The sequence below is a fragment of the Stenotrophomonas geniculata ATCC 19374 = JCM 13324 genome, assembly GCF_001431625.1.
Classification (GTDB): Bacteria; Pseudomonadota; Gammaproteobacteria; order Xanthomonadales; family Xanthomonadaceae; genus Stenotrophomonas; species Stenotrophomonas geniculata.
Map to the genome: position 1 here is coordinate 1 of NZ_LLXT01000035.1, position 12,600 is coordinate 12,600.

The window sequence follows — 12,600 nt, forward strand, 5'->3', positions numbered from 1 at the left end:
GGGTGGGTCCGGTTGAGGGGGACGGCGCAAGTACGTCCCTGTAGCCTTGGCCACGGCATCCATGCCGCGGACACCCCCGCAACCGGACCCACCCCGCCAACCCACGGAAAGCCAGCTTTTGACGTTGACGTTGCTCCGGCTTGTAGCGGGTGCAGGGCTGCAAAGCCCTGCAACAAAACCCTCCTTGACCGTAGCCCGTCCGCCACGGAGAATTCCGCGACTAATTCTCATTTGCTGTTGCGCAGGATGCGGGCGGCAGCCTTCCTGGCCCTCCTCCTTCGATGTTCAAGAACGTCCTGTTCCAACTGCACTGGCTGCTGGGCATCACCGCCGGCGCCGTACTGGCCGTGATGGGCCTCAGCGGCGCCGTGCTGTCCTTCGAGGATGAACTGCTGCGGGCGGCCAATCCCGGTTTCGCCGAGATTGCCGAGCACCATGCCGACGGTCAGCTTCCGCTTGAACTGAGCGAGCTGGTGCCGCTGCTGCAGGCCGACAGTAATCGCCCCCTGCAGCGCCTGCGCGTGGATGCCACCGGGCTGCGGCCCTCGGTGGCACGCTTCGCCGGTGGCAAGGAACACTGGGTCTACTTCGATCCGTACAGCGGCGAGCGATTCAGCGCCCTGCGCGGGCAGGCGTTCTTCGATTTCGTCGAGGACCTGCATCGCCACCTCGCCGCCGGCGAGCGCGGCAAATGGATCACCGGCAGCTGTGCGATCGCCCTGCTGTTCTTCACCCTGTCCGGCCTCTATCTGCGCTGGCCGCGGCGCTGGTGGCACTGGCGCAGCTGGTTGGCGGTGGAATGGAAGCGCAGCGGCCGTGGCTTCCTGTGGAGCCTGCACTCGGTGGTCGGCACGTGGGTGCTGCTGATCTACCTGATGAGTGCGCTGACCGGCCTGTGGTGGTCCTTCGACTGGTATCGCAGCGCCGCCAACACCCTGCTTGGCGTCGCACCGGCCGCCAAGCACAAGATCGCCACCGGCGCCGCCCTGAACCTGGAACGCGTCGAAGCCACGCTGTACGCACTGCCCGGCGTGCGCACCGGCTACATCGACCTGCGCCTGCCGGAGAAGCCCGGGCAGGCACTGAATGTACGCGTGATGGCCGGTGATCCGTCGCAGCGCGGCGGCCAGCATGACCGCGCGCATGATCTGCTGCAGCTCGACCCAGGCACGGGTGCCACGCTCGATGCCCGCCCCTATGCACGCCAGGGCGTCGGCGCGCAGCTGGCCACCAGCGTGTTCGCGCTCCACTCGGGCAGCTACTTCGGCGTGCCCGGGCGTGTCGTGGTGATGCTCAGCAGTTTGGGCATGAGCCTGTTCTTCATCAGCGGCTGGATGCTCTATCTGGACCGCCGACGCAGCCAGCGCGCTGCGCGTGGCCTGCGCCAGTCGCTGCCAGCAACGCCTGCCGATGGCGGTGGCACGCCGTGGCTGGTGGTGCATGCCAGCCAGAGCGGACTGGGCGAACAACTCGCATGGCGCGCAGCCGCGCAGCTGCAGGCATCCGGTCATGCGGTGCAGGTGCTGCCGCTGGCCCGCGTCGATGCCGTGCAGCTGGCATGCACCGCGCAGGCGCTGTTGGTACTGAGCACCTTCGGCGATGGCGAACCACCGGATGCGGCGCGAGGTGCTGCACGACGGCTGATGGCACAGACACTCGACCTGTCAGGCCTGCAGTTTGGACTGCTGGCGCTGGGTGATCGACAGTACCCGCACTACTGCGGCTTCGGCCGCCAGGTTGATGGCTGGCTGCTCGGCAACGGCGCGCGCCCGTTGTTCGACCGCATCGAAGTCGATGCCGCCTCGGTCGCGGCGCTGCGCCAATGGCAGCTGCAGCTGGGCGCGCTGACCGGCATCGCCACCGATGACAGCGTGCTGCCGGCGGCCACGCAGATGCATGAGTGGCGGCTGCTCGGCCGCGACCGGCTCAACCCGGGCAGCGTGGGCGGCGCCATCTGGCGCATCTGTCTTGCGCCACCGGCCGAGGTGCAGTGGCAGGCGGGCGACATCCTGCATATCGCGCCCCGGCACAACGCGCGGCATGCCAGCGCGGTGTTGAAGGCACAGGGGCTGGATCCGCTACAGCCGCTGCTGGTGGACGGCCACCCACGCACCCTGCTGGCGCTGGCCAGTGAACGCGAGCTGCCCGAGGCCGACGCCGCGCTGGCGGTGCAGGATCCGTGCCTATGGCTGGCCGGCCTGCCGATGCTGCCCGGACGCGAATATTCAATCGCCTCGTGCACCGAGGATGGCGCGGTGGAACTGGTGGTACGACTGGTGCACGACGACACGGGCCGCGCCGGGCTCGGCTCGGGCTGGCTGTCGCTGCATGCACCGATCGGTGCCAGTCTCGTCGCCCGCGTGCACCGCAATCCCGGGTTCCACCGCGTCGCCGGTGCACCGATGGTGCTGATCGGCAACGGCACCGGCATCGCGGGCCTGCGCAGCCTGTTGCGCGAAGCCGCGCATGCAGGCGAGGACGGGCACTGGCTGCTGTTCGGCGAACGCCAGCGCGCGCATGACTTCCTGTTCGCCGACGAGATCGAGGCCTGGCAGGCCAATGGTCATCTTGCGCGGGTGGACCTGGCGTTCTCGCGCGATGGCGACGGTGGCTATGTACAGGATCGCCTGCGTGCGGCGGCCGATGCCCTGCGCAACTGGATGCAGCGTGGTGCAGTCATCCACGTGTGCGGTTCGCTGCAGGGCATGGCCGAAGGCGTGGACCAGGTGCTGCGTGAAGCACTCGGTGATGAGGCGGTGGAAACACTGCTGGAGAACGGCCGCTACCGTCGCGACGTGTATTGATTCCTGCCAGCGCGCATTGGCCTGAGCCGAGCATGGGCTCGGCTCTACAGTGTGCCTGCAGCCGATGTAGAGCCGAGCCGACGCTCGGCTGATTCCCGGCCAGCCGACAAGGAACCGCAGGCTAGGCCGCCGCAGCGCGCGCCTGTGGCATCGACTGCAGACGGAACGCGCCCACCGCTTCCGCCAGCGCATGCACCTGCGCCTGCATCTGCGCTGTCGAAGCACCCGCCTCTTCCACCAGGCTGGCGTTGCGCTGGGTACTGGCTTCCATCTGCACGATGGTCTGGTTCACCTGGGCGATGCCGGCATGCTGGTCCTGCGACGCGCTGCGGATACCGGCCAGCAGATCCGCCAGTTGCTGCACGCTGCCGACAATCTCGCCCATCGTGGTGCCGGCCTGTTCGGCCTGCTGGTTGCCCTGGCCCACACGCGCCACCGAATCCTCGATCAGGCCCTTGATCTGTTTGGCCGCCTCCGCGCTGCGTTGTGCCAGCAGGCGCACTTCTGCGGCCACCACGGCGAAGCTGCGGCCCTGCTCACCCGCGCGCGCGGCTTCCACCGCAGCATTCAACGCGAGGATGTTGGTCTGGAAAGCGATGCCATCGATCAGCTGGGTGATGTCGCCGATCCGTCGCGAGGCCTCGCTGATGCCCTGCATGGTCGCGGCCACCTGGCCAACGGCCTCGCCACCGCGCTGGGCCACTGCCGCCGCGCCCTTGACCAGCACGTCGGCACGGCCCGCGGCATCAGCATTGCGGCCAACGGTATCGGTCAGCTCGTGCATCGACGCTGCCGTCTCTTCCAGGTTGGCCGCCTGCTGTTCGGTACGCTGCGACAGGTCATGGTGACCGGCAACGATCCCGCCAACGCCGGCATCCAGGCTGGACGTGGCGTGCTGGATGCGGGTGACGATGCGGCCCAGTTGCGCGACGGTGGCGTTGGCATCGTCGCGCATGCGTGCGAACACGCCCTGCAGCTCACCTTCCATGCGCACGCTGAGGTCGCCGCGGGCCAGCGCGGCCAGAAGCGCCTGCAGATCGCCGAGGTTGGTCTCGAAGGTGGTCAACAGGCGATTGATGCTGGTCGACAACGTACGCACAAAGCCCTGCTTTCCCTCCAGCGCGATGCGCCCGTGCAGGTCGCCGTGCGCGGCGGCGTCGACCAGTGCGGCCACTTCGGTTTCCAACAGGGTTTCCAGCGCACGGCTGCGCCACTCCACCGCCACACCAAGGAACTGACCTTCGTCGATGATGGCGTTGGCAATCAGCTGGTAGCGCACCCCTGCATGGCCGATCTCGCGCTCCTCGCGCTGGCGCACACCGGCCAGGCTGGCCAGTGCCGGATGCAGGCGTACCGCATCGCTCGCCACCAGATCTTCAACCTGGAGGTCAAGCTGCTCCAGCAGCGCCGGATTGGCGTAGGCGACCTGCCCTTCCGCATCAATCACCATCAGCCCGGTCTGCGCGCTGTCCAATGCCTGGCGCACCCGGGTATTGCCGCGCGCCACGGCACGCTCGGTCTCGATGCGCGCACGCAGGCGCTGCTGCATGTCGACCAGGCGCTGGGCCAGCTGGCCGATCTCATCATTGGCGTTGTAGACGCGCAGGGTGGTGTCGAGGCGGTCGTCAGCGATATCGCTGGCGAAGCGCAGGGTGTCCTGGATCGGCTGGCGCACCGCACGCAGCACCAGCATCAGGCTGGTGATCAGCACGCCGGCCACCAGCAGCAGGGTCAGTGCGAACAGCACGCTCATCGTGCGTGCACCGGCCTGCTGGCGCGCCTGCGCCGTGGCCAGCGCCGCCACCTGCGCCTGCTGGAAGGCGGCCAGCGCCGGTGCTACGCCCGCGGCGGTATCCAGCAGCGACTGCGCTTCCACATCCAGGCCGACGCGGGCAGCGGTATACCCCAGCAATGCGGCCTGATACGCCTCCATCCCGGTGCGCAGGGTGTCCTGCGCATCTGCGGGAAGGCCCGCCAGCGCGAGGTCGAACGGCAGCTTTTCCTCGCTGGCGCGGTCGGCGTGAGTGGAGTCACCGTCGAGCAGCAGCAGTGCCTCCTGCCTTCGCATCTTCTGCAGTGACAACGCCAACGACGGCCGCTGCAGCGCATCCACCTGTACCTGCAGGGTATCGGCGGCCTGCTGCAGCTGCGCGGCGAGGCCGGCATCACCACGACCCATCTCGTCGACACGTTCGAACAGGGCGGCCACACCCTGCGAGAACGCGTCGGCGGCTTCGGTCAGCGCCTGCAGGGCCTTGCGCCGGCCAGTATCCATCGGCGTCGCGCGCAGCGCCTGCAGATCGGCCTGCAGTGCCTTCTGCGTGGCCAGCAGCTGCGCGCGGTCGGCATCATCGAAACTGCGTGCATACTGGGTCTGCAGGCGACGCGCTTCGGCCACCCGCGTAGACAGGCTGGCGGCCAGATCGCTGCCGCGCTGGTAGCTGGCCTGGCTGCGCGCAGCCAGTGCGTTGGCATGGCCGGTCCAGGCGTAGACAGCGGCGATCGCGACCAGGCCCAGGCCACAGACCCACAGGGTCGCCTTGAGCTTGTTGGCCACGCTGAGCCGATGCGGCTGCAGCCAGCGCAGCAGGCCGGGGGACGCCGAGTGCAACGCGGCAAGGCGCGTGCGCAGGGACCGGAGGTGGGGGACAACGGCCGACATGACAGACTCCAGGCGGAAAGACGCACCTGTATCGGCCGGATTCAGGGCAACTTTAGCGCCTTCTTCGTCCGGGTCCCCCCGTCGCGGGTGGACGCGGCCTTTGTACAGGGTGCAAGCGACGGGGGCATGACACGGGCGCCGCGCTTGACCTCAACCCCGGTTGGGGGAGCACAGTGGACGTTCCTCCCCGCCCGGTGCCTCCATGACGACGCTCGATGTCCCCCGCTACCTGCAACGCCTGCAGCTGGATGCGCCGCCACCGCGGACCCTGGCTGGCCTGACCCTGCTGCAGCAGCGCCACAACGCACTGCTGCCCTTCGAGACCCTCAGCTGCCTGCTGCGCGACGCGGTGCCGATCGACCTGGACAGCGTGCAACGCAAGCTGCTTGACGACCGCCGCGGTGGGTACTGCTTCGAACTCAATGGCGGCCTGCTGGCCCTGCTGCAGGCACTGGGCTTTGATGCGCAGCCGCTGAGTGCGCGCGTGCTGCTGGCAGCGCATGACGGCGAACTGACCGCGCGTACCCATCTGCTGCTGCGCGTGCATGTGGATGGGGACGACTGGCTGGTGGATGCCGGTTTCGGCAGCCTGACCCCGACCGTGCCGCTGCGGCTGCACGATGCGCAGCCGCAGGCCACGCCGCATGAGCGCTATCTGCTGCAGCGTCTGCCTGACGAGGGCGACTTCGTGCTGTCAGCCGAATCCAGCGACGGCTGGCGGGCGATGTACCGCTTCGATCTGCAGGCGCCTGCACCGATCGACAACGTGGTGGGCAACTGGTACGTATGCACCCACCCCGATTCCAGCTTCCCGGGCCAGCTACGCGTGTCGCTGACCGGACCGGACTGGCGCCGCACCATCGGCAGCGGCAACTACACCGAGTACCGCCCCGGGCAGGCGCCGGACAAGCGCCCGCTGCATGGTGTGGGTGATGTGCGTGACGTGCTGCAGCAGCGCTTCGGCATGCAGCTGCCGGACGACCCGCGACTGGACCCGGCCATCAATGACTGGCTGCAGCGCTCGCGCGCCGCGACCTTGTAGGGCCGAGCCCATGCTCGGCTGAGCTGGAGCGGCTGGGCCAACAGCAGCCGAGCGTGGGCGGGCTCTACAGAGCTGCGCGTGCCTGCAGCGCAATGCGGTTGCCTTCGCTGTCGCGGATCTCGGCCACACGCCAGTCACCCGCGTCGGCCGGGCCGAAGCGCAGCTCAGCTCCCGATTGCAGTGCACGGTCGAGGCTCGCATCCAGGTCATCGACGCCGATGTAGATGCGGGCGCCCTGCTCGGAGGGCCGGTAGTCCGCGCCGTGCACCAGCGCAATGCTGGCACCGGCGGCGTCATCGGAGAACGGCAGGTAAGCCATCCGGCAGTCGTGCAGCACGATAGGTTCGTCCACCGCGACCTGCAGCCACCGCTGGTAGAACGTGATGGCCCGGTCCAGGTCACTGGCCGGGATTTCCACATGCAGGATCGGGTTCACTGGCACGCCTTGCTCGGTCCACTCAGATGATGCGCAGGGTAATCGCCTTCAGCACTGCACGGGTGCGATCGCGGGTGCCCAGCTTGTCGAGTATGGCCGACACGTAGTTCTTCACCGTGCCTTCGGCCAGGAACAGGCTGCGCGCGATTTCCTTGTTGCTGTATCCACCAGCCAGCAGGCGCAGGATCGCCACTTCGCGTTCCCCGAAGGTATCGGTGGGCGGTGCTTCGTCGTGGAAGCGGTAACGGGCGCGCACCGGCTCGGTGCTGACCGGCAACAGCAGGGTTTCCCCCGCGGCGACGCGCTCGATCGCTTCACGCAGGTCTGCGGGCACGGCGTCCTTGAGCAGGAAGCCCTGTGCGCCGGCCTCGCTGGCACGCAGCAGCAGATCACTTTCATCGAAGGTGGTCAGCAGCAGGCACGGCGTGGCATCACCGCGCGCGCGCAGCTGGCGCAGTGCCTCGATGCCGTCCATCCCGGGCATGCGGATGTCACTGAGCACCACATCCACGCGCTGGGCAGCCAACGCGTCCAGCAGCGCCTGGCCCTCTTCGGCCTCCAGCACCACGTCTACCCCCAGGCCCTGCAGCAGCGCGCGCAGACCCGCACGCACCAGCGCCTGGTCATCGGCCAAGGCAACGCGGATCGCGGCGCCACTCATGCCGGCAACCATGCGGTCAGGTGCATGCCGCCCTGTGCGGTTCGCGCCAGCTCCAAACGCCCCTGTACGGCCGCCAGGCGCTCGCGCATGCCGGCGATGCCATTGCCCTCGCGGATGCGTTCGGCGCGCTGGCCGTCATCGCGGATATCGATACGCAACCGGGAATCCTCTTCACTGATCGTCAGCCAGACGGTGTCTGCATTGCCGTGGCGGGCGGCGTTGGTCAGGGCTTCCTGCACCAGCCGCAGCACGGTCTCGGCCATCAACGGGTCAGCCACGCGCACCCCGTCGCCGATCTGCAGCTGCAGCTTTGGTCGTGGGAAGGGTGCGGCCAGCGCATGCAGTGCGGTGGCCAGATCGAGGCCGCGATCATCGCGCATCGATTGCACCACCTGGCGGATGTCGGCCAGCAACTCGCCGGACAACCGTTCCGCCAGCACCAGTCCCTCGCGGCCGGCCAGTGCTGGGTCAGCGGCCAGGGCGCGCAGGTTGAGCCGCATCGCGGTGAGCTTGTGCCCAGCCACATCGTGCAGCTCACGCGCCAGGCGCAGGCGCTCGGCATCGCGTGCGCTGTCGGCCAGCAGCGCGCGGGTAGCCAGCAGGTCGGCGTTGACCCGGGCCAGGTCATCGCGGGCCAGCGCCGTGCTGCGGGCATAGTGGGCGGTCAGTGCGGCGAAGGCCTGGAAGCCGCCATAGAGCAGCACGACCAGCAGCGGCTGGCTGAAGCCGCTGTGGCGCAGCGCGGCATACACCGCCAGGTTGGCCAGCAGCGCAACGCCCAGCACGAAGCGCGGCGGCCAGTGCTCGGCCAGCTGTGCGACCAGCACCACCAGCAGCACCGGAGCAGTTCCGGTACGCGGCTGCAGCGCAACCAGCGCAACCGCCAGCAGCGCCTGCAACACCGCAGCGACGGCGCGCACGCGGGATGGCATCGACGCCCAGCCGTGCACCACGAACAGCAACAGGAACACGGCAAGCAGCAGCAGGCTCAGCCCGGCACCGTTGCGCTGTACAGCGAACGACAGGCCCACCGCCAGCACGGTAACCAGGCCGGCAAGGCTGAGAGGACGCAAGAGATGGCGGAACAGGCTGGGCATGGCCAGATGCTGACCGCCGCACACGCCGGCGGCAATGGGTCCAGCGCAGAAAGTGACTTCTGGCACGTCGAATCGATGACCACTGGCCCTGAACCCCGTGCACCGCGCCACCCAGACTGGCGCCACACCGCCACACACACTTCCGGAGCCACTGCCATGATCCGCACCGCCCTGCTCAGCACCGCCCTGACTGCACTGGCCCTGGCCGACAGTGCCCACGCCGCCGACCTGGCCGTGACCGTGCACGACGTCCACGCGCAGAGCGGCACCCTGCGCGTTGCGCTGGTCGACAGCGGTGCCGCCTGGGACGGCAAGGCCAAGCCCGTGCAGGCCCAGCAGGCGGCGCCCAGCGGCGACAGCGCTCACTTCACGTTCAAGGGTATACCGGCCGGCAGCTATGCCGTGCTGCTCACCCACGACGAGAACGACAACGGCAAGCTCGACATCAACCTGGTCGGCATGCCGGTGGAAGGCTACGGCTTCAGCAACAACCCGCAGGTGATGCGCAAGCCGACCTTCGACGAAGCACGCGTCAACGTGCCAGCCGCTGGCGCCGCCATCGACATCACCCTGCGCTGATTCCGCATCCAGACCCGAGGCCACCATGGACCGTCGCCACTTCCTTCGTACCTTGCTCAGCAGCAGTGCCTGCCTGGCCCTGGGCGCCACCGCGCTGCGCAGCGCTCCCGCCTTCGCCGGCGACCCGGCGCGGTTCGCGCAGGGTATGCAGGAACACCCCTGGCTGCTCGGCTGGCGCAGCGTCGGCAGCGAAAGCCTCGGCCCGGCCACCGTGCAGCTGCAGGGAAAGCTGCCGTCAGGCCTGGCCGGTACGCTGTACCGCAACGGCCCGGCGTGGACCGAGCGCGATGGCTTCCGCTACGACCACTGGTTCGACGGCGACGGCATGGTGCATGGCTGGCGTTTCAATAGTGATGGCAGCCTGACCCATCACGGGCGCATGGTCGCCACGCCGAAATTCACCCGTGAACAGAAGGCCGGCCGCTTCCAGTATCCGGCTGCCGGCACCAGCGTTCCCGGTGCGCTGGCGGTACGCAACAACGATGATGCCAACGTGGCCAACACCTCGGTGACGATGATCAATGGCCGCCTGTTCGCGCTGTGCGAATCCGGTTCTGCGTTCGAAGTGGACCCCGATTCGCTGCAGACGCTCGGCCCGGTCACCTGGCGCCCGGACCTGGCCGCGCTGCCGTTCTCGGCGCACCCGCTGACCGATCGCGACGGCAGCCTCTGGAACTTCGGCTCGATCAGCCTGATGGGGGGCCATGGCCTGCTGGTCTGGCACATCGGTGCGGACGGCCAGCTGCGCAGCGCCAATGTGATCGAAACACCCGAGCATGGCTACCTGCATGCCTTCGCGATGACCGACCAGCACCTGGTGTTCGTGATGATGCCGTTCGATTTCACCGGCGCAGGTGGCAGCTTCTTCGAGCGCATGCAGTTCGCACCGCAGCGTCCTGTGCGTATCGCGGTGGTCGCCAAGGATGCGCCGGACAAGGCGCAATGGTTCGATGCCCCGTTCGCGGCGATCTATCACTTCGGCGACGCGTTCACCCGCGATGGCGGCATCGTGCTGCGCGCAGTACGCCATGACGACATCAACGAGGCGCGCTCGCCGATGAAGGAAGCGATGGCCGGTGACGGTGCACATGCGGCCAACAGTGGCGCCAGCCTGGTCGAGCTGCATCTGGACCTGCGTTGTGGACAGGCCCGCTGGGAGACGTTGGGCATCAGCGCGGTGGAGTTCCCGTTGTTCGACCCGCGCTCGACGAACACACGTGGCGCACGGCTGTATGCGCCGACCATCGACGGCCCGGCCACCGCACCGTACTTCAACGCCGTGGCTGCGTTCGACATCGATCGCGGGCGCCGCCAGCGGTGGAACTACGGGCCGGACATCATGGCCGAAGAGCATGTGTTCGTACCGCGCCCGGGCAGCCGCGACGCTGATGATGGCTGGCTGATCGGCACCCTGCTTGACCCGGTCAACAAGCGCAGTGGCCTGGCGGTGCTGGATGCGCGCCATGTGGATGACGGCCCGCTGGCACAGGCCTGGCTGCCGTATGCGGTGCCACTGGGCTTCCACGGCACTTTCGCCGCGCACGGCTGAGTCCACGCTACGCGGACACCGTTGTTGGCATGCTGGGTCTCCCCTGCCCCGTGGAGTCCTGCATGTCCTTGGCCGACCATCGAAGTACGCTGGCACCGCACGGTTTCCTGCGCGTGGCGATCAACCTGGGCAACCCGGTGCTGGCACAGGGCGATGCGCGCTCACCGCGCGGCCCCTCGCTGGAACTGGCTACCGCATTGGCGCAACGGATGGGGGTGCAGGCACGCTTCACCTGCCACGATGCCGCAGCCTCGGTGGTTGCCGCAGCGGGCGAAGACGGCTGGGACCTGGCTTTCCTGGCCATCGATCCGGCACGCACCGACCGCATCGCCTTCAGTGCCCCGTACGTGGAGATCGAAGGCACCTATCTGGTTCGCGAGGGCTGCGCATCGCGGTGGGGCGTGGCGCGGCCTATGACCTGTTCCTGAGCCGTGAACTGCGCAACGCCACGATCGAGCGGGCGGAGACCTCGGCGGCGGCCATCACCCTGTTCGATCAGCAGCGTCTGGATGCCGCCGCCGGCGTGCGCCAGCCGCTGGTGGCCTGGGCACAGGCGCATCCCGGCCATCGCGTGCTGGCCGACCGTTTCACCGCGATCCAGCAGGCCGTGGCGGCGCCAGCGTCGCGCCCAGCCGAGGCACTGCAGACGCTGTTCGACGAGGTGGAAGCGATCAAGACCGGTCCCTTGCTGGGCGAAGCGTTCGCGCGTGCCGGGCAGGCAGTCACGCTGGTGCGGTGACTGTAGAGTCGGGCCATGCTCGCCTGCTTCTTCGAAAGACCAGTCGAGCATGGTTCGACTCTACAGATGCAAGATCGAGCACCGCGCCACGCTACAGATGCGCGTCTGCCATGTGCCGCACGTGCTCGGCGGCCTGCGCATGCAGCCAGTCGCGGAACGCGAGGAAGCCACGATGGCTGGCCGAGCGCTGCGGGTACACCAGCCAATGTGGCCAGTCGGTCTTCAGGCGCTGGCTGGACAGCGCGACCAACTGGCCCGAATCCAGCAGCAGCCGCGCCCGCGTCACCCGCCCGAGGGCCACGCCCACGCCATCCAGAGCGGCGCGATGGTGTGCCTCCGAATCATCCAGCACCGCCACGAAGCGCGACGGCGGGCTCTGCCCACTCAACGCGAACCAGGCGCCCCATGCCCCGTCCGGATCACCCAGCAGCGGCCACTGGGTCAACGGCACACGGTCGACGCCTCCCATGCGTTCGATCAGCGCCGGGCTCGCCATTGGCAGCAGCCATTCGTCGAACAGCGGCTCCACCACCAGACCTGGCCATTGCCCGCTGCCCAGCCGCAGCGCGGCGTCGAACTGGCGCTGCCGCTCGAAATCAATCAGGCGTTCACTCGACTGCAGGTTGATCTCGATCTGTGGGTGCTCTGCCACGAAGTGACCCAGGCGCGGCACCAGCCAGGCCGACGCCATCGACGGTACTGCGCTGATCGTCAGCACGTGCTCGGCACGTGCGGCATAGGGCTGGAAGGCTTCGTTGATCGCATCCAGATGCGGACCCACCTGGTCGAGCAGGCGCTGGCCCTCCAGGGTGAGGGTGACACCACGCGGCTGGCGGATCAGCAGCGGCTGCCCGAGCCGTTCTTCCAGCTGCCGCATCTGATGGCTGAGCGCGCTGACGGTCAGGTTCATCGACGCCGCCGCGCGCGACAGGTTGCCGAGCCGGGCGGCGGCCACGAAACCCTGCAGGGCATGGAGCGGTGGGCGGGACATCAGGCTTGAATTCCTCTCAAGGCACGCTTGCGGAAATGTC

The 12,600-nt window shown here is 68.3% G+C and carries 9 protein-coding genes and 1 pseudogene; 5 read left to right on the forward strand and 5 right to left on the reverse strand.

Translation table 11 applies throughout. The features are described from left to right. The first annotated feature begins 281 nt into the window (after positions 1 to 281). Positions 282 to 2,804 (forward strand): PepSY domain-containing protein, encoded by a 2,523-nt coding sequence (locus ARC63_RS02020; RefSeq protein WP_057502399.1) that lies wholly within the window; start codon positions 282 to 284, stop codon positions 2,802 to 2,804. 121 nt (positions 2,805 to 2,925) lie between these two features. On the opposite strand, the gene ARC63_RS02025 is transcribed toward ARC63_RS02020, so the two are convergent. Further along, positions 2,926 to 5,466, reverse strand: coding sequence for a methyl-accepting chemotaxis protein (locus ARC63_RS02025; protein WP_057502400.1), 2,541 nt, complete (start codon positions 5,464 to 5,466; stop codon positions 2,926 to 2,928). A gap of 202 nt (positions 5,467 to 5,668) precedes the next feature. On the opposite strand from ARC63_RS02025, the gene ARC63_RS02030 reads away from it, so the two are divergent. Further along, complete coding sequence (locus ARC63_RS02030) at positions 5,669 to 6,508, forward strand: arylamine N-acetyltransferase family protein (protein WP_057502401.1); 840 nt, start codon at positions 5,669 to 5,671, stop codon at positions 6,506 to 6,508. A 64-nt stretch (positions 6,509 to 6,572) separates the two neighbouring features. Here ARC63_RS02030 and ARC63_RS02035 read toward each other — a convergent pair whose 3' ends face one another. The 3 genes from ARC63_RS02035 to ARC63_RS02045 are packed head-to-tail and all read right to left on the reverse strand — an operon-like array spanning position 6,573 to position 8,702. Next, complete coding sequence (locus ARC63_RS02035) at positions 6,573 to 6,944, reverse strand: VOC family protein (protein ID WP_019338950.1); 372 nt, start codon at positions 6,942 to 6,944, stop codon at positions 6,573 to 6,575. A gap of 22 nt (positions 6,945 to 6,966) precedes the next feature. Next, positions 6,967 to 7,605 (reverse strand): response regulator transcription factor, encoded by a 639-nt coding sequence (locus ARC63_RS02040; protein WP_029550907.1) that lies wholly within the window; start codon positions 7,603 to 7,605, stop codon positions 6,967 to 6,969. Beyond that, positions 7,602 to 8,702 carry a sensor histidine kinase gene (locus tag ARC63_RS02045; protein WP_057502402.1) on the reverse strand — a complete coding sequence of 367 codons (1,101 nt, stop codon included), beginning with the start codon at positions 8,700 to 8,702 and terminating at the stop codon, positions 7,602 to 7,604. The genes ARC63_RS02040 and ARC63_RS02045 overlap by 4 nt, the downstream gene beginning before the upstream one ends. Positions 8,703 to 8,858: 156 nt before the next feature. Here ARC63_RS02045 and ARC63_RS02050 point away from each other — a divergent pair, with 156 nt between their 5' ends. From ARC63_RS02050 to ARC63_RS02060, 3 genes and pseudogenes are all read left to right on the forward strand, one after another. Then, entirely contained in the window at positions 8,859 to 9,281 is a 423-nt protein-coding gene (locus ARC63_RS02050) for a DUF2141 domain-containing protein (protein ID WP_057502403.1), read from the forward strand. Positions 9,282 to 9,306: 25 nt separating this feature from the next. Then, entirely contained in the window at positions 9,307 to 10,830 is a 1,524-nt protein-coding gene (locus ARC63_RS02055; RefSeq protein WP_057502404.1) for a carotenoid oxygenase family protein, read from the forward strand. A 62-nt stretch (positions 10,831 to 10,892) separates the two neighbouring features. Beyond that, positions 10,893 to 11,569: pseudogene (locus ARC63_RS02060) on the forward strand (transporter substrate-binding domain-containing protein). Between the two features lie 91 nt (positions 11,570 to 11,660). On the opposite strand, the gene ARC63_RS02065 reads toward ARC63_RS02060, so the two are convergent. Continuing rightward, positions 11,661 to 12,560, reverse strand: a complete 900-nt coding sequence (locus tag ARC63_RS02065; protein ID WP_010481100.1) for a LysR substrate-binding domain-containing protein — start codon at positions 12,558 to 12,560, stop codon at positions 11,661 to 11,663. Between the last annotated feature and the right edge of the window lie 40 nt (positions 12,561 to 12,600).